General features: G+C 67.5%; 14 protein-coding genes and 1 tRNA gene. 10 read left to right on the top strand and 5 right to left on the bottom strand.

The annotated features are described in order from the left end of the window. Window positions 1–1,291, bottom strand: a 1,291-nt coding sequence (locus GORHZ_RS09705) for a flavin-containing monooxygenase (protein ID WP_006332512.1), incomplete at its 3' end; no start/stop codon positions are given. A gap of 156 nt (window positions 1,292–1,447) precedes the next feature. On the opposite strand from GORHZ_RS09705, the gene GORHZ_RS09700 reads away from it, so the two are divergent. Together GORHZ_RS09700 and GORHZ_RS09695 are read left to right on the top strand one after the other, a co-directional pair. Further along, window positions 1,448–2,023 carry a TetR/AcrR family transcriptional regulator gene (locus GORHZ_RS09700; RefSeq protein ID WP_083877244.1) on the top strand — a complete coding sequence of 192 codons (576 nt, stop codon included), beginning with the start codon at window positions 1,448–1,450 and terminating at the stop codon, window positions 2,021–2,023. Between the two features lie 242 nt (window positions 2,024–2,265). Beyond that, a complete protein-coding gene (locus GORHZ_RS09695) occupies window positions 2,266–3,159 on the top strand; it encodes an endonuclease domain-containing protein (RefSeq protein ID WP_006332510.1) in 894 nt (297 codons plus the stop codon). A gap of 261 nt (window positions 3,160–3,420) precedes the next feature. On the opposite strand, the gene GORHZ_RS09690 is transcribed toward GORHZ_RS09695, so the two are convergent. From GORHZ_RS09690 to GORHZ_RS09675, 4 genes are all read right to left on the bottom strand, one after another. Continuing rightward, window positions 3,421–7,275 carry a multifunctional oxoglutarate decarboxylase/oxoglutarate dehydrogenase thiamine pyrophosphate-binding subunit/dihydrolipoyllysine-residue succinyltransferase subunit gene (locus tag GORHZ_RS09690; protein WP_083877243.1) on the bottom strand — a complete coding sequence of 1,285 codons (3,855 nt, stop codon included), beginning with the start codon at window positions 7,273–7,275 and terminating at the stop codon, window positions 3,421–3,423. Between the two features lie 144 nt (window positions 7,276–7,419). Next, window positions 7,420–11,301, bottom strand: a complete 3,882-nt coding sequence (locus GORHZ_RS09685) for an ABC transporter ATP-binding protein (protein ID WP_006332503.1) — start codon at window positions 11,299–11,301, stop codon at window positions 7,420–7,422. After that, window positions 11,298–12,059, bottom strand: a complete 762-nt coding sequence (locus GORHZ_RS09680; RefSeq protein WP_006332501.1) for a hypothetical protein — start codon at window positions 12,057–12,059, stop codon at window positions 11,298–11,300. The genes GORHZ_RS09685 and GORHZ_RS09680 overlap by 4 nt, the downstream gene beginning before the upstream one ends. Further along, on the bottom strand, window positions 12,052–13,116 hold the full coding sequence (locus tag GORHZ_RS09675; protein WP_040531071.1) for a glutathione S-transferase family protein: 1,065 nt from the start codon (window positions 13,114–13,116) through the stop codon (window positions 12,052–12,054). The genes GORHZ_RS09680 and GORHZ_RS09675 overlap by 8 nt, the downstream gene beginning before the upstream one ends. A gap of 96 nt (window positions 13,117–13,212) precedes the next feature. Here GORHZ_RS09675 and GORHZ_RS09670 point away from each other — a divergent pair, with 96 nt between their 5' ends. The 8 genes from GORHZ_RS09670 to GORHZ_RS09635 all read left to right on the top strand — a co-directional run. Then, window positions 13,213–13,854 (top strand): PadR family transcriptional regulator, encoded by a 642-nt coding sequence (locus GORHZ_RS09670; RefSeq protein WP_006332497.1) that lies wholly within the window; start codon window positions 13,213–13,215, stop codon window positions 13,852–13,854. Beyond that, on the top strand, window positions 13,851–15,380 hold the full coding sequence (locus GORHZ_RS09665; RefSeq protein ID WP_006332495.1) for an MFS transporter: 1,530 nt from the start codon (window positions 13,851–13,853) through the stop codon (window positions 15,378–15,380). Before GORHZ_RS09670 ends, GORHZ_RS09665 begins: the two co-directional genes overlap by 4 nt. Window positions 15,381–15,441: 61 nt before the next feature. Then, window positions 15,442–16,638, top strand: coding sequence for an exonuclease SbcCD subunit D (locus tag GORHZ_RS09660; RefSeq protein ID WP_006332493.1), 1,197 nt, complete (start codon window positions 15,442–15,444; stop codon window positions 16,636–16,638). Beyond that, entirely contained in the window at window positions 16,635–19,604 is a 2,970-nt protein-coding gene (locus GORHZ_RS09655; RefSeq protein WP_006332492.1) for an AAA family ATPase, read from the top strand. Before GORHZ_RS09660 ends, GORHZ_RS09655 begins: the two co-directional genes overlap by 4 nt. 56 nt (window positions 19,605–19,660) lie before the next feature. Further along, window positions 19,661–19,736: transfer RNA gene (locus GORHZ_RS09650), tRNA-Arg, on the top strand. 151 nt (window positions 19,737–19,887) lie between these two features. Next, window positions 19,888–20,094, top strand: coding sequence for a hypothetical protein (locus tag GORHZ_RS30785; RefSeq protein ID WP_006332491.1), 207 nt, complete (start codon window positions 19,888–19,890; stop codon window positions 20,092–20,094). Between the two features lie 430 nt (window positions 20,095–20,524). Further along, complete coding sequence (locus tag GORHZ_RS09640) at window positions 20,525–21,979, top strand: ISNCY-like element ISGrh1 family transposase (RefSeq protein ID WP_040531065.1); 1,455 nt, start codon at window positions 20,525–20,527, stop codon at window positions 21,977–21,979. A gap of 316 nt (window positions 21,980–22,295) precedes the next feature. Then, the coding region (locus tag GORHZ_RS09635; protein WP_006332489.1) for a DUF3303 domain-containing protein at window positions 22,296–22,595 on the top strand (300 nt) is incomplete at its 3' end.

Raw genomic sequence — 22,595 nt, 5'->3', positions numbered from 1 at the left:
CTCGGATCGTGACCTCGGTGCGGGTGATGCCTTGGGCGCGTATGGTTTTCAGGTAGTCGACGAGATAGTTCAGCTGCGATTCGATCATGTACACCATCGACGTGTGGCCCAGCCCGGTCGACGGGCCGACCATGAGCATCATGTTGGGGAACCCGTGGATGAACGATCCCTTGTAGCCCTGCATTCCGGTCTCCTCCCACGCCGCGGCAAGGCTGCGACCGCGGGTGCCGATGATCTTGCCGAAGACGGGGGAGTCGGTGACATGGAAGCCGGTCGCGACGACGATCACGTCGACCTCACGGGCCGTGCCGTCCGTCGCGACGATGCCGGTCTCGGTGATCGAAGCGATGCCGTCGGTGATGAGATCGACGGTCGACCGGGCGATCGCCGGGTACCAGTCGTTGGAACGCAGGATGCGCTTGCAGCCGATCTGATATTTCGGGGTGACCTTCGCCCGGAGTTCCGGATCGCGGATGGCGCGGGCGATGTTCGCGCGGCATGCCAGCTCCACGGGCTTGAGGCCCTTGGGCGAGTAGGTCAGTCCGAAGGCGGTGACCTCGTTCATCGCGTAGATCGCTGCGCGAGCCACCTCCTGGTAGCCGGGCACGTGGGCGGCCGCCCACTTCTCCGGTGTCGTATAGGCGCGCTCGGTGCGCGGGACGATCCACGGTGCGGTGCGCTGATAGACGTCGACGCGGCCGGCGGTCTTCGCGAGCTCGGGCACGATCTGGATCGCCGAGGCTCCGGTGCCGATCACTGCGATGCGCTTGCCGGCGTAGTCGACGGTGTCGTCCCATCGGGCGGAGTGGACGATCTTGCCTCCGAACGAGTCGAATCCGGCGATGTCGGGAAGGTTCGGCTCGCACAGCGGACCCACGGCGCCGACGAGGATCTGCGCGCGTACCTGTTCGGAAACGCCGTCGCGTTCGGTGTCGAGGAGCCAGCGTCCCGACTCCTCGTTCCACTCGGCGGTGACGACCTCGGTGCCGAACCGTGTCTTGGCGCCGATCCGATGACGGGAGGCGACGTCGTTGATGTACCGATGGATCTCGGGCTGGTGCGAATACGATCGCGACCACACCGGGTTCTGAGCGAACGAATAGGAGTAGAGGCGTGAGGGAACGTCACAGGCCGCGCCCGGATAGGTGTTGTCACGCCAGGTGCCGCCGAAGTCGGAGCCGCGGTCGAGGATGACGAAATCGTCGAACCCGTTCCGGCTCAGTTCAATGGCCGCGCCCAGGCCCGAGAACCCCGCACCGACGATGGCAATCCGAACATCGCTCGTTGTCATGGTTACACCATAGGGATCTACTGAGCCTCGGTCAATAGTGTGTTGAATCGTGGTCAATAAGGCTCTAGCGTGGACTTCACCAGCGATGATGGCGGAGAGGATGCATACACTGTGCCGGTGACACCGAGTTCTGTGCCGACGGTGAAGCGCACCCGGATGAGCCCCGCGGCGCGGCGTGAACAGCTCATCGCGCTGGGTCTCGCAATGGTTCGTGACCGCCCGCTGGAGGAGGTGTCGATCGACGCCGTCGCCGGGGCGGCCGGCGTGTCACGGGCACTACCGTTTCACTACTTCGAGTCCAAACAGGACTTCCACGTCGCGATCGCGCGCGCCCAGGCCGACGAGATGCTCGCTTGTACCGCACCCGATCCCACGCTGGATGATCCGATCACGATGCTTACGCGCTCGATGTCGGCGTTCATCGACTATGTGAGCGAGAATCGCAAGGCGTACACCGCGTTCATGCGGGGGTCGTCGAGTGCCGACCCCGCGATGCGGGAAGTGTTCGACCAGACCCGCGCGGTGATGGCCGGCCGGGTGATCGACCACGCACCGAAGCTGGGGATATCGGTGACACCGGTCGTCGAGATGACCGTCCTGGGGTGGATCTCCTTCGTCGAGGAGACCACGATCAGCTGGCTCACCGACCCGGTCATCACCCGCGACCAATTGCTCACACTGATCACGGCCTCCCTACCCGCCCTCGCCACGGTGGTCGCCACCGTCTCCTGACACCGACGGCACCCGGTTTCCCGCCCACAGCACCCGGAATCTCGCCCACAGCACCCGGTTTCGCGCCGAGGGAATCCGAAATCTCGTCGACGGCAACCGGTTTCGATTCGACGGCACCCGCATTTTAGGCGAGGGAACCGGCAATCTTCTGGCGGCATCCACAGACGCCTCTATCGGGGGCGACGTATCCACAACGGGCCATTTGGGTGAATCCACGGAGGGCCTTCGAACGTCCAACTCCCATGACACGTAACTCTCGCTCAGAACCGGACAAGCGCATCATCCGACGCCAGAAGGCATTGGCGGCCGGAGGTTTGTCGGTCGAGCACTTTGCCGCCATGTACACGAAACTCCACGGTGACCTGTACGTCGACCGGTCGGTGATTCTCGAGCCGAAACAGCGGATCGCAACGATCGCTTCGTCGGCGCCCGATGATGTGGTCGTGGGCGGAATCGCCGCGAAGATCATGCACGGTGGCCTCTGGTTTGACGGGGACTTCACCGTTGAACTCGTTCGTGCTCCCGCATCCGGAAACAAACCGGGCCGGGGGCGCGCCGTCCGACGTAGGGAACTCGTCGTCGGGGACATTGTCGAGATCGACGGGATCGCGGTGACATCGGTTGTCCGGACGGCTTTTGACCTCGGGCGTATGGCGCCGGAGTGGCGGGCATTGGGGCATCTCGATGACCTGATGCGCGTCGCGACCTTCTCGCTGGAGGAGTTGGACTGCTACGCGAAAGGATATTCTGGTTACCGCGGGGTCCGCCAGCTGCGTGGGCTCATACCTTTGATCGACGGCCTTGCGGAATCTCCGCCCGAGAGCTGGGTCCGGCTGATGATGCATCGGGCCGATCTCCCGACCCCCGAAGTCCAGGTGGAGGTCTTCGATGACAGCGGCCATGGCTTCGCCCGCATCGACCTCGCATACGAGCGCCTGAAAATTGCAATCGAGTTCGACGGCAAGGAGTTTCACTCGACGCCCGAACAACGTGCTCACGACGAGGCACGTGACGCGAAGCTCCGGGCGACGGGTTGGATCATCATCCGCATCGACGCCGAACGTCTCCGAACGGACCAGTGGGGCATCATCATCGAGATCGAGCAGGCGCTCCGATCGCGGGGTGGATACTTCTGAGCAGGTGCTCTGGGCGTGATACCGGTTGCTGTCGGCGGGATTTCGGGTGCTGTCGGCGGGAAACCGGGTGCCGTCGGCGCGGAACCGGGTGCTGTGGGCGTGAAACCGGGTGCTGTCGGCGCGAAACTGGTTGCTGTCGGTGGGAAACTGGTTGCTGTCGGTGGGATTTCGGGTGCTGTCGGTGAAACGACGACGGCGGGTGCCCGGAAACCGGGACACCCGCCGTTGCGTCAAACCAGGTCAGGTTGGCACCTGATCAGATCACGCGAACGCCTCGTCGAGGATCTCGCGCTGCTCGACGGCGTGGACCTTGCTCGAGCCCGACGACGGCGCGGACATCGGACGCCGCGAGATGCGACGCAGGCCGCCGAGGACATCCGGCAACACCTCGGGCAGCCACAGGCCGAGGAACGGCCACGGACCCTGGTTGGCCGGTTCCTCCTGCACCCAGGCGAAGTCCTCCGCATTCGGATACTGCTCGAGTGTGTTGCGCAGGCGACGATGCGGCACCGGATAGAGCTGCTCGATCCGGACCACGGCGATGTCGTCGCGGCCCTCCTTGTCGCGGCGGGCCGCCATCTCGTAGTAGAGCTTGCCGCTGACCAGAAGCACCCGCTTGACCTTGCTGCGGTCGCCACCCTGCACGAACTTCGGATCGTCGAGCACCGAGCGGAACTTGTCGTCGGTGAAGTCCTTGACGGGGCTCACTGCGGCCTTGTTGCGCAGCATCGACTTCGGGGTGAAGACGATCAGCGGGCGGCTGATGCCGTCGAGCACGTGTCGACGCAACAAATGGAAGTAGCTTGCCGGGGTCGACGGCAGCGCGACGGTCATCGAGCCCTCCGCGCACAGCTGCAGGAACCGCTCGATCCGGCCAGACGTGTGGTCGGGACCCTGCCCCTCGTGGCCGTGCGGCAGCAGCAGCACGACGTCGGAGAGCTGTCCCCACTTCGCCTCACCGGAGGAGATGAACTCGTCGATGATCGACTGGGCGCCGTTGACGAAGTCGCCGAACTGGCCCTCCCACAGCACCAGCGCGTCGGGGTTGCCGACCGAGTACCCGTACTCGAAGCCGACCACCGCGAACTCCGACAGCGGGGAATCGTAGACCATGAAGCGGCCGTCGCCCTGGCTGCCGTCGACCAGTTGCAGGTGGTTGAGCGGCGTGTACTCCGACCCGCTCTGACGGTCGATGAGCACCGAGTGACGCTGGGTGAAGGTGCCGCGCCGCGAGTCCTGACCGGACAAGCGGACCGTGCGGCCTTCGAGGACCAGCGAACCGTAGGCGAGGAGCTCGGCGAACGCCCAGTCGATGCCGCCGTGGCGGGACATCTCGTGGCGGCGTTCGAGCACCGGCTTGACGCGCGGGTGCGGTTCGAAGCCATCCGGCACGTGCAGGAAGGCGTTACCGATGGATTCGAGGACTTCCTTGGAGACCGCCGTGACCAGCTTCGTCTTCAGCGTCTGGTCCTGCTCGACCGACGGGCTGGGCTCGGGGTGGTACTTCTCGAGTTCCTTGACCTCGTTGAACACCCGTTCGAGCTGGCCCTGGTAGTCGCGCAGGGCGTCCTCGGCCTCCTTGGTCGAGATGTCACCACGACCGATCAGGGCTTCGGTGTAGCTCTTGCGGACGCCGCGCTTGGTGTCGATCACGTCGTACATCGCCGGCTGCGTCATCGACGGGTCGTCGCCCTCGTTGTGGCCGCGGCGGCGGAAGCAGACGAGGTCGATGACGACGTCCTTGTGGAACGCCGCACGGTAGTCGACGGCGAGCTTGGCGACCCATACGCAGGCCTCCGGGTCGTCGCCGTTGACGTGGAAGATCGGTGCGCCGATCATCTTGGCGACGTCGGTGCAGTACTCGGTCGAACGGGAGTGCTCGGGTGCGGTGGTGAAGCCGACCTGGTTGTTGACGACGATGTGCACGGTGCCACCGGTGCGGTAACCGGGGAGCATCGCCATGTTGAGGGTCTCTGCGACGACACCCTGGCCGGCGAACGCGGCGTCGCCGTGCAGCATCAGCGGCAGCACGGAGAATTGGTCGTCGTCGTCGAGCAGGTCCTGCTTGGCGCGGACGAGACCCTCAAGGACGGGGTCGACGGCCTCGAGATGGCTCGGGTTCGCGGTCAGCGAGACGTTGATCTCGTTGTCACCGAACATCTGGTAGTACTTGCCCTCGGCGCCGAGGTGGTACTTGACGTCGCCGGAGCCGTGCGCCTGGGACGGGTTCAGGTTGCCCTCGAACTCGGTGAAGATCTTCGAGTAGGGCTTGCCGACGATGTTCGCGAGGACGTTGAGACGGCCGCGGTGCGGCATGCCGATGACGACCTCGTTGAGGGTGTGTTCGGCGCTCTGGTCGATCACCGCATCCATCATCGGGATGACCGCTTCGGCACCCTCGAGCGAGAAGCGCTTCTGGCCGACGTACTTGGTCTGCAGGAAGGTCTCGAAGGCCTCCGCCGCGTTCAGCTTCGACAGGATGTACTTCTGCTCGGCGACCGGCGGCTTGGTGTGCTTGACCTCGACACGTTCCTGGATCCAGCGCTGCTGCTCGGGCTCGAGGATGTGGGTGTACTCCACGCCGACATGCCGGCAGTACGCGTCGCGCAGCACGGACAGCACGTCGCGCAGCTTCATCTTGTCCTCGCCGTGGAAGCCACCGACCGAGAAGCTCCGGTCGAGATCCCACAGGGTGAGGCCATAGGTGAGGACATTGAGGTCCGGATGGCTGGTCCGGGCGTCGCTGTCCATCATCAACGGGTCGATGTCGGCCATCAGGTGGCCGCGGCTGCGGTAGGCCGCGATCAGCTCGAGGACGCGGGTGCTCTTGTCCACCAGCCCGGCAGGGATGTCCCGACGCCAGCGGACCGGCTCGTAGGGGATGTGGAAGGCGGTGAAGATCTCGTCGTAGAACGCGTCGTCGAGGAGCAGTTCGTGCACCGTACGCAGGAAGTCGCCGGACTCCGCACCCTGGATGATGCGGTGGTCGTAGGTGGAGGTCAGCGTCATCAGCTTGCCGACGCCGAGTTCGGCGATCTGCTCGTCACTGGCGCCCTGGAACTCGGCGGGATACTCCATCGCACCCGCACCGATGATCGCACCCTGACCCTTCATCAGGCGGGGCACCGAGTGGACGGTGCCGATGGTGCCCGGGTTGGTGAGCGAGATGGTGACGCCGGAGAAATCCTCGGCGGTGAGCTTGCCATCGCGGGCGCGGCGCACGATGTCCTGGTAGGCGTTGTAGAACTCCGCGAAGCCCATCGTCTCGCACTTCTTGATGGCCGCGACCACCAGCGTGCGGTTACCGTCCTTGCCGACCAGGTCGATGGCCAGACCGAGGTTGGTGTGGGCCGGGGTGACCACGTTCGGCTTCCCGTCGACCTCGGCGAAGTGCCGGTTCATGTTGGGGAACGCCTTGATCGCCTGCACGAGCGCGTAGCCCAGGATATGGGTGAAGCTGATCTTGCCGCCGCGGGTGCGGGCGAGGTGATTGTTGACGACGATGCGGTTGTCGATCATCAGCTTCGCCGGGATGGCCCGCACGCTGGTCGCGGTGGGCACCTCCAGCGAGGCCGACATGTTCTTCGCGATCGCCGCCGACGGGCCGCGCAGGACCTTGCTCTCGTCACCGGCAGCGGCCGGGGTCGGCGGTTTGGCCGGTGCCCGGTCCTTCTGGGAGCGTGCTGAGCCGTCCCGGCTCGCGCTGCTGTGTCCGGAGGCCGCCTTGGTGGCGGTCGATTCCTTCGCGGGCCCGGCCTTGCGGGTGGGAGTGGGGGCGGCGGGCTGCTGATCGAGCGTCACCGGCTTGCTGGCGCGGGAAGTCGGACTCTTCGGCGCGGGGGCGGAGGCGGTGGACGCCGCGGGGGTCGGAGCCGGGGCGGGAGTGCCGGCGACCGGGGCGCTGGGGGCCGGTGCGGCGGTCGCGTTCTCGCGGGGCGCCGGCGGGCGAGTGGTGGTGGCAGGCGCGGGCTCGGCCGCACCATTGGTGCCGGGCTCGTACCCGGCGAGGAACTCGTGCCAGCTCGGATCGACCGAACTGGGGTCCTGCTTGTACTGCTGGTACATTTCCTCGACCAGCCACGTATTTTGTCCGAAATCAGAAATCGAACTGCTCACAGCGCTATCTCGCCTCTATTCCCTCTGGTGTCGGGTCACCTGCCACGCTGAAGTCCCTTGTGAAGACTATCGGTGGACCACGTGCTGATGCTACGCGATGAACCGCTGGCCCGACCTCCCCGGACCTCAGCGCAACGCTGCACCTCAACGCAACGCTGCGTCGCCAGCAGTGGCGATACCGTCAGCGTCGGGCGCGACACCGGCATCCCAGAACGCACGGTACCTATTCCCCAACGCAAGTAACTCGCCGTGTGTTCCCAGCTCCACGATGCGTCCCTCGTCGACGACGGCGATGCGGTCGGCCCGCGCGGCAGTCGCGAGCCGGTGCGCGACGATGACCGAGGTCCGTCGGTGCGTCAGCGCCTCGCCCGCGGCGAGCACCCGGGCCTCGGTGGCCTGGTCGAGGGTGGCGGTCGCCTCGTCGAGCAGGAGCAGATCGGGTTCGACGAGTTCGGCGCGGGCCAGCGCCACCAGTTGCCGTTGCCCCGACGACAGTCCCTGACCCCGCTCGCCGATCGGATGGTTCATCCCACCGGGCAGCGCGGCGATCATCTGCGCGGCACCGACGGCGCGGGCGGCCGCCGCGATCTCGGTGCGGTCGGCGCCCGGTCGTCCGAACGCGATGTTGTCGGCCACGGTGCCGGTGAACAGATGGGCCTCCTGCGGGACGACCCCGAGGTGGCGACGGTAATCGCGCAACGCGAAGTCGCGGATGTCGGTCCCGTCCATGCGCACCGAACCCGACGTCGGGTCGTAGAACCGCGCCAGCAGCTTCACGATGGTGGACTTGCCGGCGCCGGTCTTTCCGACGAGTGCGAGCGAGGTGCCCGGCGGGATGGTGAGGTCGACGTCGGTGAGGGCGTCGCGCTCGGCGCCGACATAGCGGAAGGTCACGTCGTCGAGTTCGGCCCGTCCGACAAATCCCTCCCGCGCCACCGAGATCTGCTCCTCGCGGCGGACCAGGGAACTCGGAGTGCGGAGCAGGTCGGCGATCCTGCGCAGGCCGACCGCGGCCTGTTGATAGCCGTCGAACACCTGGGTGAGCTGCTGGACGGGCCCGAACAGCATCGACAGGTAGAGCACGAAGGCGACGAGCGTGCCGGCCGAGAGGGAACCGGTGCCGATCTGGTGGGCGCCGACCGCGATCGCCACCGCGGTCGCGAGGTCCGACATCAGGGTGATGAACGGGAAGTAGATCGAAATGGCCTTCTGCGACACCATCCGCGCGTGCACCCAGTCCAGCGTGCGGCGGGTGAAGCGCGCCGTCGCGGCGTCGGTGTGACGGTAGGTCTGGGTCGTCTTGATCCCGGCGATGTTCTCCTGGAAGTCGGCGTTGACGATGCTGACCAATTCGCGCGAGCGCGTGTAGGCAGCCGACGAGATGCGACGGAAGATCAGGGTCGCGACGACGAGGACCGGGAAGACCGGCAGCATGAGGGCGCCGAGGAGGGGATCGGTGATCACCAGGGCGACGGTGACGCCGACCAGGGTCAGCGCGGCGACGATCGCCGACGACAGACCTGTCTGCAGGAACGTCGACAGCGCGTCCACGTCCGTGGTCATCCGGGTCATGATCCGGCCGGAGAGTTCCCGCTCGTAGTAGTCGAGGCCCAGACGCTGCAGGTGCGCATAACTGCGGACCCGCAGTCCGAACAACACCCGTTCACCGGCGCGCGTGGAAGTGATGGTCATCGTCGACGCGGCCAGCCAGCCGACCCCGACGAGGACCACGCCGAGAGCCGTCGCCCACCAGAGGGTGGCCTCGTCGGCGCCGGTGGCGGCATCGATCACGGTGCGCGCCAGCGACGGGAACGCCAGCCCGACGAGCGTGTCGAGCCCGATCGCGATGACGGCGACGGCGAGCAGCCACCGGACCGGCGCGAGCAGCGCCCGCAGCGAGAACGTGCGATCCTCCGCGCGGGCCGCGGCGACATCCACCCGGGGGTGCTCGTCGGCCGGCGGCAGCGCATCCACCGCGGCCATGAGTTCGGGGGTGGCCGGCATCGATCCCAACGCGCTGCCGATCCCGCCACCTCCGCCGCCCCGTCCGCCGCGGCCGCCGGGGCCGGTCACCGGGGGTGGGGGGATTCGGCGCGGGGTCATGTCGGGGACCGGTTCGACGTCAGGTTGGTCGGGGGGCCACAGTTCGTCGAGCGACACCGCGGCGGCAGTGCCGAGATCGGTGTCGGCGGAGCGCCTGTCGGCCTGCCCGGGATCGGCGGAGGCCATCAGCGACCGGAACATCGCACACCGCTCGTCGAGTTCGGCGACGGTGCCGATGTCGACGATGCGTCCGTGCTCGAGCACGGCGACGCGGTCGGCGAGCGCGAGGGTCGAACGCCGGTGGGCGAGAACGAGCATCGTGCGGCGCTCGGCGCGCAGCTGCCCGAGGATGCGGGATTCGGTCGACGCGTCCACCGCCGACGTGGCGTCGTCGAGGACGAGGATGCGCGGGTCGGAGAAGAGTGCACGCGCCAGCGCCACCCGCTGACGTTGTCCGCCCGACAACGTCAGTCCCCGTTCGCCGACCACGGTGGCGAATCGGTCGGGCAGGGTGTCGACGAACTCGAGGGCGTCGGCGCGATCGGCCGCCGACACCAGGCGTGGGTCGGGTGCGGTGTCCGGGCCGACGACGATCTCGTCGGGACCGAGCGTGATGTTGGCGGCGATGGTGTCGGAGTAGAGGAAGGGCTCGTCGAAGACGACCGACACCCCGTCGTGCAGGGAGTCCGGTGACAAACTCTCCACTGGGTACGCCGCGTCGCCGGCCAGGATCTCGACCACCCCCGAGTCGGGTCGGTAGAAGCGCCCGGCCAGGTCGGCGAGCGTCGATTTGCCGCTTCCGGGCGGCCCGACGACGGCGACACATTCTCCGGGGGCGACGGTCAGGTCGAGACGGTCGATCACCGCGCGCTCTCCGAAGGAGAAGGTGACCTCTGACAGGCGGATGCCCAGCGGACCCTCCGGGAGGGTGGCGGTGTTGGCGGTCGACGGATCGTGCGGATGGTCGATCACGTCGTAGACACGGTCGACCGCGGCACGGGCGAGCTGGGCGCTGACGATGAGGTTGGTCAGCAGGCGAGCCATGGCCGTCATCGACGCGATGTAGGTCGCGAAGGCCAGGAAGGTACCGGCGGTGATGTGTCCCCGCATCGTCAGGTACCCGCCGACGGCGATCACCGTGACCAGGCCGAGTTGGGGGATGGCCGACATCGTCGGGCCGAAACGTGCGTTGATCCGGCCGGCCCGTAGGCGCAGCGAGTAGAGCCGCGCGCCGAGCCCGACCAGCTCGTCGACCGCCCGGTCCTCCTGCCCGAATCCCTTCACCACCCGGACACCGGTAACGGTCTCCTCGACGTGCTGTGCCACGTCGGCGGCGGCCTGTTGCGCCGACCAGGTCGCCGCGAAGAGCTTTCGGCGGGTGCGGAACACCACCAGCGACACGAGCGGGAAGATGAGCACGGCGACGCCGGTGAGCAGCGGGGACAGCCAGGCCATGATGCCGATGGCCCCGACGACCTGGACCACTGCACCCAGCGACAGTGGGGCCATCGCGAGCAGACCCTGCACGATCTGCAGGTCCGAAATCGACCGCGAGACGATCTGGCCGGTCCGGATCTGGTTCTGCGCGTTGCCGTCGAGATGGAGCAGGGTGTCGAGCAGACGCAGCCTCAGGGCGTTCTGTACGGAGATCGACAGACGCCCGGCGGTCAGGCGCCGCCCGAACTGACAGCCGTAGCGCACCACAGCGAGGACCGCCAGGGCACCGACGATGAGTGCGAGCGACGGCCCACCGTGCACCGCACCGGTCGCGTGGTCGAGTGCGGACTTGGCCAGCAGGGGTGCGACGAGGTCGACCCCGACCGCGACGAGGGACACGGTGAGGGTGATGACGACCAGACGTCGATAGCGCCAGCACTCGGTCGCGAGACGGCGGATCCACGGACGCGCCGTCGATGCGCCCGTAGCGTGTTGGTCTGCGCCGAGCCGGGTCGGGTGTGGATCGGTCTGAAGCGTCTGGGTCACCGATCTCGTCGGCCGGCCCGCACGGCCGGGGCGATGACGATCTCGCCGTCGATCACCCAGGTCGACGGGGGCGGCCCGAACGCCTCACGCGCGTTCACGATGACACGTCTGCCCAGGGCGCGGTTGCCGACGCCGCCGATCATCGCGCCGATCCCGGCCGGGAGCATCTTGCCGAAGACGAGCGGCGCGCGACGGATCGCGTACTTCTTGGTGAGCTTGTTGACGAGCTTCTTGTTGAGGCTGCCGATGCCGCCGCCGGGGATGGCGGCGGTACCGAGTCGACGCAGGGCGCCGCCCCGCGTCCCGACCAGACGGCCGAGGGCGACGACTCCCTCCTCGCCGAGCGCGACGGCGAGGACCAGGGTCTTGCGTCGTTCCGATTCGTGTACACCGATGCCGTGGACCTCGGCGATCGACAGCGCCAGCAGCGCCGATGCCTCCAGGAAGAAAGCGGTCTCGCCGGTCATCGCGCCGATCGCGGTCATCGTCCCGATCCCGGGCACCGCGGCGGTCGCGCCGACGGCGCCGCCGGAGCCGGTCACCGCGGCGAGGTAGCGCTTCTCGAGCCGGGCGACGATCTCGGCCGGCGAGTCGTCGGGGTTGGCGGCGCGCAGATTGCGGACGTATCTGGCGACCGCCGGCGCCTGTAGTCGCTGGGCGCGGTCGATGAGTCCGCCGGTGACCTCGACAGCCTTGTCGGGTGGCCGCTGCGCGTTCTTGTCGATGTCGCCGACGGTGCGTTTGTCGAGATCAGCCATGAACGGGTACCCAATTCTGTGCGGGAACGACTTCGGTGGGTTTCGGCGGCCCGGGTGGCGTGCCGTCACCGAACGGACGGCCACCGAGTCGGCCACGGTGATGCGGGGTCAGCCATCCGGTGAGGTCGGGCCCGTCTGGGACGATCCCGGTCGGGTTGATGCCCCGATGGACCAGATAGTAGTGCGCTTTGATCTGGGTGAAGTCGATCGTGTCGCCGAAGCCGGGTGTCTGGAACAGGTCGCGCGCATACGCCCACAGCACCGGCATCTCGGTGAGTGTGCTGCGATTGCATTTGAAATGCCCGTGATAGACGGCATCGAACCGGACGAGGGTGGTGAACAGCCGGATGTCGGCCTCGGTGATGGTGTCGCCGACGAGGAATCGCCGGGTGGACAGTCGCTCGGACAGTTCGTCGAGTTTGGTGAACAGACGTCGGTAGGCCTCGTCATAGGACTGCTGGCTGCCGGCGAATCCGCACCGGTAGACCCCGTTGTTCACCTCGGTGTAGACGCCGCGGTTGATCTCGTCGATCTCGTCGCGGAGCCGATCCGGGTACAGGTCGGGTGCGCCCGGGCGGTGATGATCGGTCCATTCGACCTCGAAGTCGGTGGTGATGTGCGGGTAGTCGTTGGTGACCACCGCGCCGGTCGGGATGTCGACGACGGCGGGCACCGTGATGCCCTTCGGGTAGCCCGGCATGCGCCTGTCGTAGGCGTCCTTGAGGCGGGGAACCCCCAGCACCGGATCGATCCCGCCGGGGTCGAGGTCGAAGGTCCACGAGTTCACGCCGTGGGTGGGTCCACACATCCCCATCGAGATCGCATCTTCGAGTCCGAGGAGCCGGCGGACGATGATCGCCCGGTTCGCCCACGGGCAGGCCCGGGCCACCACGAGGCGGTACCGACCGGGCTCCACCGGGTAACCGTCGCGTCCGTCGCGGGTGATCCGGGTCTCGATGAAGGCGGTGTCGCGGACAAATTCCTGACCGTCGGCCACGCGGGAGTTGTGTTCCTCGGCGGCCGGGTTGTCGACGGTGGTCGGGCGGTCGCTGCGCATGAGCACCACAGTAGTGACCGCCACCGACGCTTGGCAGCGCTTGGTCATGCCGGTATATTCCACTTGGAATATTTGGTGCGGATTACCGGAGGCGTCATGGGTACAGAGCACGGTGGGGTCCTGCCCCCGCTCGCGGTGCTGGTGCTCGGTCTCGTCGCCGAACGCCCGATGCACCCCTACGAGATGTTCTCCACGACGGTCGAGCGGCGGGAGGATCGACTGGTCAAGTTCCGGCCGGGCACGCTCTATCACGCGGTCGACCGACTGGCGTCGAAGGGCTTGATCTCGGTTCACGACGTGCAGCGGGAAGGCAATCGGCCCGAACGCACGGTGTATGCCATCACCGACGCGGGACGAACCGCGCTCGACCACAGCCTCGAACGCATCCTGGCGCGTCATCCGGTCGAGTATCCGGAGCTCTACCTCGCTCTGTCCGAGGCGCATGGTCTGCCCCGCGTCCGCGTGATCGAGCTGCTCGGTGAGCGCCTCGCGGCGATGCGGACCGACCTCGATGACGTGCTCGCGGCACAGGCACTCGCCCGCGAGCAGTGCAGACCCGAGATGTTCATTCTCGACATGGGTTGTCGCGCTGCGACGCTGAGCGCCCAGATCGGCTGGCTCGACGACCTCGTGACACGCCTCCAGAGCTCCACCATCGCATGGCTCGACGACCCGGGTTGTCCCTACTCGCCGACCACGACGCAGGCCGACCCTACAGAGAAAGCTGACCACCGATGACGTCCCCGACTCCCGCCGCCCAGGTGACCACGCGGCCCTGGGCCGCTCTGCTGGCGCTGTGCGTCGGCTTCTTCATGATCCTCGTCGACATGACGATCGTGGCGGTGGCGCAGCCTCAGATCCAGGCTGCCCTGCACACCGACGTCAACGGCGTCGTCTGGGTCTCGAGCGCATACCTGCTGACCTATGCGGTCCCGCTGCTCATCGCCGGCCGACTCGGTGACAAGTTCGGGCCCAAGCGGGTCTATCAGATCGGCCTGCTGGTCTTCACTGCGGCCAGCGTGTGGTGCGGACTGTCCGGGTCGATCGGGGAACTCATCGCCGCCCGTGCCCTTCAGGGCGTCGGTGCGGCGCTCATCACCCCGCAGACGATGGCGCTGATCACGCGCATCTTCCCGCCCGAGAAGCGCGGCGCCGCAATGGGTATCTGGGGGACCGTCGCCGGCGTGGCCACTCTGGTCGGACCACTGGTCGGCGGCATCCTGACCGACAGCCTGGGCTGGGAGTGGATCTTCTTCGTCAACCTGCCGGTCGGGATCGTCGGCCTGGTGCTGGCCGCGGTCCTGGTGCCCGATGTCGAGACCCACGATCACCAGTTCGACTGGCTCGGTGTCGTGATGTCGGCGATCGGTCTGTTCGCCCTGGTGTTCGGTATCCAGGACGGCGAGAAGTACGGCTGGAACGGCTGGATCTGGGCCCTGATCGGCGGTGGCGTCGTGATGATGGGGTTGTTCCTGTTCTGGCAGTCCCGGATCAAGCGGGAGCCCCTGGTCCCGTTGTCGTTGTTCGGTGACCGCAACTTCTCCGTCGCCAACGCCGGCATCGCGGCGATGGGTTTCGCGATGTCCGGTCTGATCATTCCGGTGATGTTCTTCCTGCAGTTGGTCGGTGGCATGTCGCCGACCAGGTCGGCCGTGGTGATGGTTCCGATGGCCGTGCTGACCGGCGTGCTCGCCCCGATCGTGGGCCGGACACTCGACAAGGTCCACCCGCGGGTCATCATCGCCTCGGCGCTGTTGGGTATGGCCGTGTCGGTCGCGTGGTTCGGCGCGATCGCCCGGCCCGACACGCCGGTGTGGCAGCTCATCCTCCCGCTGTGCCTGATGGGTGTCACGCAGGCCGGCACGTGGGCGCCGTTGGCCGCGACCGCGACCCGCAACCTTCCATGGCAGCAGGCCGGCGCCGGCGCCGGCGTGTACAACACCACGCGAATGATCGGGTCGGTGCTCGGTGCGGCCGCGGTCGGCGCCCTGATGCAGACGCGGTTGGCCGCCGAGTTGCCCGGGATGTCGACCACCGACACCAGCGGCACGGTCGAACAGCTGCCCGCCTTCGTGCGTGAGGGATTCGCCATCGCGATGGGCCAGTCGCTGTATCTGCCCGCCGCCGCACTGCTGATGGGCGCGGTGGTGGCGCTGTTCTTCGTCAAACCGGCACATCAGAACGCGCTCGGCGCCACACCCGCCGCGCCGGCGACCGACACCACCGCAAGCGGTCAGGCAAGCGGTCAGGTGTCGCCGGCCTGACGCGGTTCGGGTCGGCTTCGCCTCCCACAGTCTGTCGGTGCTCGCTCGTACGGTGTTGTCCATGCGAATCCTGCACACCTCCGACTGGCATCTGGGCCGGACCTTTCACGGCGTCGAACTCCTCGACGACCAGGCGCGTGCACTGTCGCATATCGCCCGGATCGTCGTCGAGGAATCCGCCGACGTCGTCGTGGTGGCGGGGGATGTCTACGACCGATCGGTGCCGCCTGCTGACGCGGTGCGCGTCTACGACCGCGGACTCGCCGAGATCGCCGCGACCGGGGCGCAGATCGTCATCACCTCGGGCAATCACGATTCGCCGACCCGCCTCGGCGCCGGATCGTCGTTTGCAGCGGCGGGCGGACTCCATCTGCGGACGTCGATCACCTCCATCACCGATCCGGTGGTGCTCGCCGACAGGTTCGGACCGGTGGCGGTCTACGGCATTCCATATCTCGAACCCGACACCGCGCGAAGGGATCTCGAGATAGAGGATGCGCGCAGCCACGCCCAGGTGCTGGGCGCGGCGATGGATCGGGTCCGCGCCGACCTCGCCACCCGCCCGATGAGGTCGGTGGTCGTGGCCCACGCCTTCGTGGTCGGCGCGGCCGCGTCCGGGTCGGAACGGTCGATCAGCGTTGGTGGCGTCGAAACCGTTGGCGCCGAGACCTTTTCCGGAGTCGACTATGTGGCCCTGGGTCATCTGCACTCCCCGCAGGTGATCGGCGAAGCGGTGCGGTACAGCGGGTCGCTGTTGCCGTACTCGTTCGGCGAGCGGTCCGATCACAAGTCGGTGTGGGTCGTCGAACTCGACGCGGACGGTCTCGCCGACGTGCGGCCCCGGGAGTTGCCGGTGGTCCGCGGGCTGAGTTCGCTGCGAGGCACTCTCGACGAGTTGCTCACCGACCCGAGGTACGCCGACGCCGAGGACGACTACGTCGAGGCGACACTCACCGACGCCGTGAGGCCCGTCGACGCGATGCGCGCACTCCGCGACCGGTTCCGGCATGCGGTGCACGTGACCTGGGAGCGGCCGAACCTCGGCGAGGGCGTGGACTATCGCGAACGGGTGCACGGACGCCCCGACGCGGAGATCATCGCCGCCTTCGTCGCCGACGTCCGCGACGCGCCGCGCCCCGGTGAACGGGCCTGGATCGAACGGGCGCTGCGAGCGGTCGTCGGTGAGCCGGATTCCGAGGTGCCCGACGGGGAGCTCGCGCTGTTTGACATCGACCTTGGCGTGCGGGAGTCGGCGTGAGACTGCACAGCCTGCGCATGCGGGCATTCGGGCCGTTCGCCGGCGAGGCCGAAATCGATTTCGACGCACTGGCCGGCGATGGCCTCTTTCTGCTGCACGGGCAGACCGGCGCGGGCAAGACGACGGTTCTCGACGGGGTCGCGTTCGCGCTCTTCGGCCGCGTTCCGGGAGCCCGGGACACCAATCGGCGGCTGCATTCCGACCACGCACCGGCCGAGGAGGTGCCCGAGGTCGAGCTCGAGGCGACGATCGGCGGCCGCCGACTGCGCATCACACGCTCGCCCGAACATCAGCGACCCAAGAAGCGGGGGACCGGTACCACCAAGGTGCAGGCGTGCGCCACCCTGGTGTGGGTGGACGGCTCGGGTGTGGATCTGACCCGTCTGCCCGAGATCGGTGAGGCGATCACCGGACTGCTCGGCATGTCCGCCGAGCAGTTCTTCCAGGTCGTCCTGCTGCCCCAGGGCGAGTTCGCCCGTTTCCTGCGTGCCACGTCGGAGGAACGAGAAGGGTTGCTGGAGCGCCTGTTCGACACCGCTCGCTTCGGTGATGTCGAGGATTGGCTGCGCAATCAGGCCAGGGTGAGTGCGACTGTGCTCGACGACAAGGTCGCGGCGGTCGACCGAATCGCCGGCCAGATCACCGCCCTCGGTGGCGACGAGACCGCCGATCCCGACATGGCGTGGGCGCAGGGCTGTGTGGATTCCGCGCGTGCCCGGGCCGAACGCAGCAGTGCGGATCTCGCGGCGGCGCAGACCGCTCTCGACCGCGCGCAGGCGGCGCACGATCGCGGCAGGACACTCGCGGAGCGCCGGCGACGCGGCACCGAGGCGCAGGCGCGACTCGACCAGCTCGACGGCGGCCAGGAGAAATTGGCGGCGACCGCGGCCGCGCTCGAATCCGCCCGCAGGGCAGCGCCTCTCGCGCCGATCGCCGAGGACTGCGATCGAGCGTCCGCAGCGCTGGAGAAGGCTGCGGCCGCGCGTGCCCAGGCGGAATCCGAGCTGGGAGAACTCCCCGACGCAGTGGCGATGTGTCTGTCCGACGATGACGAGATCCTCCGCGAGGCCGCCGAACGATGGGCCGCCGAATCCGGGCGGCTGGAGCCGTTGGCAGCGCGTGTCGCCGACCGGCCGACGTTGGTCGCTGCCGTGACGCAGATCCAACGAGAGGTCGAGGATGCCGATCGGCGGCTTGGCGAGTTGGATTCCCGTCTCGCTGCGGCACCGGTCCGCAGGGCAGGTGCCGTCGACGAACTGAACCGCGCCGTCGATGCGCGTTCGCAGATTCCTCGATTGCAGTCCGAACACGACCGGCTCTCGACCTTGGCGAAGGCTTTGCGGGATCGAGATGCGTTGACCCCGCAGCTCGTTCGGGCCGGGCAGGAGCTACGTCGGTCCGACGAGAAGCATCTGGCGGCACGCGAACACCTGCTCGATGTCCGTGAGCGCCGGCTGGCCGGAATGGCTGCCGAACTCGCATCGAAACTGGTCGCGGGCCAACCGTGTGCCGTCTGCGGCTCGGTGGAACATCCGCTGCCCGCGGTCGGTGACTCCGCCACCCGGGTGGAGAAGGCCGACGAGGACACCGCCGCGCACACCGCCGGGGCCGCAGCCGACGATCGGACCCGGGCATCGGCACAGCTCGCTGCGCTCACCGAACGACGTGATCAGCTGGACTCCGTCGTGGGCGATGCAGGATCGGGTCAGGTTGACACCGACCGGGCGCGAAACGCGTCGGAGTTGGCCGACGCCGAGCGTCGCGCGGACCGCGTCGCCGAATTGGAGCGGGCGGTCAAGGTCGTCGACGGGGAGGTCGAGGGCTGGAGATCCGAACGTGCCGGGACCGAGGTCGTGCAGGCGGCTCGACGTGAGCGGTTGGGGGCCGCACGCGCGGCGGTGGACTCCCTCGACGCCGAGGTGGCGGAGGCGACGGCGGGTCGGATCGATGTGGCCGGTCGGCGCGCCGAGCTGGCCGATCTGTGTCGCCGGACCGCACTGGTGCGCGCAGCGAGAACCGAACTGGCCGGCGCCCGTCATCGAGCAGCCGAGGCGGTTGAGCGATTCGCCGAACAGTGTGCGGCTGCGGGATTCGGCGACGTCGCCGCGGCCCGGGCGGCGGCGGCGACGAGCGAGGCGATGGCTTCGTGGGAATCGGTGCTGCAGCAGGCGGTGACCACGCGCGCCGCCGCGGTGGAAACCCTGGCCGCCGAGGATGTGCGAGCGGCGATGGCGGTGGAGCCGGTCGATGTCGATGAGCTCGCGGCGAACGTGGCCGCCGCGCAGGAGGTGCGTGATCGAACCGCCGGAGAACATGCCGTCGCGGCACGGCGACTGGGTGACCTCGAGAAGTACGTACCGGAGTTCTGGTCGGCACTGGAGGCGGTGGAACCGGTCCGGGCACGTCACGAGGAGCTGCACGGACTCGTCGAACTCGTTGCGGGGCGCGGACAGAACGCGCGACGGATGTCGCTGCACTCCTATGTCCTGGCCGCCCGGCTGCAGGAAGTGCTCATCGCCGCGTCCGTCCGACTCCGTCAGATGTCTTCGGGCCGTTACGAATTCGTGCACTCTGACGCCGTCGGTCCACGTGGGCGTCGAGGTGGGCTCGGCATCGACATCCGCGACGAGTACACCGGCACCCTCCGGGCGGCGACCACGTTGTCGGGCGGGGAGACCTTCTTCGCGTCGCTCGCGCTTGCCCTCGGTCTCGCCGATGTGGTGTCCGCGGAATCCGGCGGGCATGTGCTCGACACGATCTTCATCGACGAGGGATTCGGCACGCTCGACCCCGAGACACTCGATCTGGTGATGGGGGTGCTCGACGAGCTGCGTTCGGGTGGACGGGTCGTGGGCGTCGTCAGCCACGTCGACGAATTGCGGGCCCGCATCCCGGCGCAACTGCACGTCCAGCGCGGCGAGGATGGCTCCCGTGTCCGGCTTCTCGGGGCCCTCGGCGTGTCGTGACGTGCCCGATTGGGTACCAGCCGCGACGGTGCGATACGCTAGCCCTCGCCCGTTGAGCCCCCGTAGCTCAGGGGATAGAGCGTCTGCCTCCGGAGCAGAAGGCCATAGGTTCGAATCCTATCGGGGGCACCACAAACATGCAGGTCAGAGCGCTTTTGACCTCACAGGCTAGGTCTCGTGCGATGACCGTGCCATCTGTGACAGTTCTCCGTTGAAACCAAGACGGCCCCGATCGGTGCGCGAACACCGGCCAGGGCCTCGGCCACAACGGAAGAGACCCGTCTTGAACCGTCCACGCACCTTAACCGCACTGAGCCGCGATGACGCGTACCGTGTTTGTGACGCGGCGCGCGGCGCCCTGCGCGGCCATCTTGACGAGGCCGATGCGCCCACGATTGTGGCGTGCCTGGCTGCGGCCGACACCCTCGGCGTCTCTGTTGCTGCCCTGCTTGGTGTCGCCGACGCCGAATTGACCGCCACCCCCGAGTAGCCGCCCCAACAGGTAGCCCTGGGATGGTTCCTGCGCATCTTCCGTAGAGGCGCAGCCGGTTCCCTGTTCCGGCCATGGGCACGAGCACACAACCGACTCCCGACCGTGTGCCCGTCGTTACCGCCTAGCCCGACCCAAACCAGCAGGCAGCACGTAGCCCAGTCCCGTCCCGTGCTGACGGGCCACCAAGTGCACGCCCGATCAACGCGCACCCGGTGCCATGACGACGACACCTGTCCACGGGACACGGTGCTACGAGTCGGGGTCGAGAGGGTCTATCGGGCCATGGTTGGCCGGGAGCTGCCATGGTTGGCCGGGAGCTAACTACTTCGACCTGAAAAACTCCACGTGTGTTGGTGGGCCGAAAATCGCCTCTGACCTGCAATGATATGTGTATGTCGTTGGGCTGGAAAGGCATTGGGGGTTGATGGTGTTTCGGACCGAAGGTGAGCAGCCATCGTTGTTCGAGTCGATGCTGCCTGAGCAGGTGCTGACGCTACCCGATGAGCTCGCACGGGTTGACCGGTTGCTCGATGATCCGGTGTTCTTCGCCCCCTACGAGCGGTTCTTCCACGAGAAGATCGGTCGCCCGTCGACGCCGATCGAGGTGTATTTGCGGTTGATGTTTCTGAAGTTCCGCTACGGGATGGGCTATGAGTCGCTGTGCCGGGAGGTGTCGGACTCGATTCATTGGCGGCGGTTCTGCCGGATCCCGCTGGAGTCGGCGGTACCGCATCCGACCACGTTGATGAAGCTGACCACCCGCTGCGGGCCGCAGGCAGTCGCCCAACTGAACGACGCGTTGCTCGAGAAGGCCACCGAGCAGAAACTGCTGCGCACCAGCATGGTGCGCGCCGACACGACGGTCGTGCCGGCCAACGTGTCCTATCCCACCGATTCAGGTTTGCTGGCCAAGGCGATCCGTCGAATCACGTCGACCGGCAGGCGGATTCACGCAGCTGGCGGCGCCACCGCCACGACGGTTCGTGACCGCTCCCGCGCCGCGGGCACCCGCGCGCACGCCATCGCGGCGAAACTACGGTCCCGCAGCGCGCTGGGCCGCGACGAGAAACTGGCCGCCGTGCAGGCCAGCACCGGACAGTTGGCGGATCTGGCCGAGGTTGCCGTCGACGATGCCCAACGGTTGCTGACCAACGCCACACGATCCTTGCAGCGGGCCCGGGCACGGGCCAAGCAGCAGCGCGAACGCGGCCTGCGTGACCCAGCCGCCGGACGCCGTCGCGGGCGGCTGGCACGCGCGGTGGCCGACCTGGAGGAGCTACTCGAAGCGACCACGGCCATCGTCGCCCAGACCCGCACCCGGCTGTCCGGCGACACCCCGGACGGGGCCACGCGACGGGTCAGTCTGCACGACCCCGATGCCCGCCCGATTGCCAAAGGCCGGCTCGGCAAGCCGGTCGAGTTCGGGCACAAAGCCCAGCTCGCCGAGGGCGATGACGGGGTCGTTGTGGACTACACCCTCGAACGGGGCAACCCTGCTGATGCACCGCAGTTGGCGCCCGCCGTGGCCCGCGTGACCGCCCGCAGCGGGCGCGCTCCCCGGGTGGTCACCGCCGACCGCGGCTATGGCGAGGCCAAGGTCGACGCCGCCCTGCACGACCTCGGTGTGCAGCGTGTCGTCATTCCCCGCAAAGGCCAGCCCGGCACTGCCCGCCGCGCCGCCGAACACTCCCGCGCCTTCCGAAAAACCGTGAAATGGCGGACCGGGGTCGAAGGCAGAATCAGCACACTCAAACGCGGATACGGTTGGGACAGGACCCGAATCGACACCACTGCGGGAGCCCAGACATGGGTCGGACACGGCATCCTCGCCCACAACCTGGTCAAGATCAGCACCCTGGCCGCCCAAGCCGAGGCGGCATGACCGCCCTCGGGCCCCGCCCGGGCCGATCCCGCCGAGACACCGGGCGGGAAAACGTCCCAGAATCTTGGCCGCCGGAATTCGCTCTTCCGCCCCAGCGGGGTTTTTCAGGTCGAAGTAACTAAAGGGTGGAGGGCAACGCGTGACAGCACGCGCGTCAGCGCGTCCCATCCCTCCACCGATGGTGCTCAAATGTGGGACTTTCGACACTCGTTGGGAACTCATCCCAGGAGAACACTTGGGCCGTGCGGGTGCACCTGCTCTGACGTGAGGCGGGAATTCCCGCAGCTTACAATTTGGTTGAGGCAAGGAGGATGGTATGAAGTACGTGGTTTCTTGGACGTATTTAATGAACGGTTCCGGAGCCGAGAATGAGGCAGCCATCGAGCGCGCGCTCAGACTCTTTGCAGCGTGGACACCACCTTCTGGCACGACGTTTCACCAATTTGTCAACAAGCTCGACGGCGCTGGTGGGTTCGCGGTGGTGGAGACCGACAATCCGACAGAGCTGGCTGACCTCCCAAACAATTTCGGCCACTTCATCGATGTCCGGATCGACCCCGTCATCGACATGACCGAGGCCACGCAGATGATCCAGCAGTCCGTGGAGTTCAGGAAA

It is taken from the genome of Gordonia rhizosphera NBRC 16068 (assembly GCF_000298195.1).
Taxonomy (GTDB): domain Bacteria; phylum Actinomycetota; class Actinomycetes; order Mycobacteriales; family Mycobacteriaceae; genus Gordonia; species Gordonia rhizosphera.
The sequence above is the reverse complement of the archived record's forward strand: the minus strand, read 5'-3'. Positions and strand labels throughout refer to the sequence as shown.

Coding starts and splice junctions, on each gene's coding strand:
- GORHZ_RS09700 (WP_083877244.1), top strand. CDS start 1,448: ATGAGCCCCGCGGCGCGGCGTGAACAGCTCATCGCGCTGGGTCTCGCA.
- GORHZ_RS09695 (WP_006332510.1), top strand. CDS start 2,266: ATGACACGTAACTCTCGCTCAGAACCGGACAAGCGCATCATCCGACGC.
- GORHZ_RS09680 (WP_006332501.1), bottom strand. CDS start 12,059: ATGGCTGATCTCGACAAACGCACCGTCGGCGACATCGACAAGAACGCG.
- GORHZ_RS09675 (WP_040531071.1), bottom strand. CDS start 13,116: ATGCGCAGCGACCGCCCGACCACCGTCGACAACCCGGCCGCCGAGGAA.
- GORHZ_RS09670 (WP_006332497.1), top strand. CDS start 13,213: ATGGGTACAGAGCACGGTGGGGTCCTGCCCCCGCTCGCGGTGCTGGTG.
- GORHZ_RS09665 (WP_006332495.1), top strand. CDS start 13,851: ATGACGTCCCCGACTCCCGCCGCCCAGGTGACCACGCGGCCCTGGGCC.
- GORHZ_RS09660 (WP_006332493.1), top strand. CDS start 15,442: ATGCGAATCCTGCACACCTCCGACTGGCATCTGGGCCGGACCTTTCAC.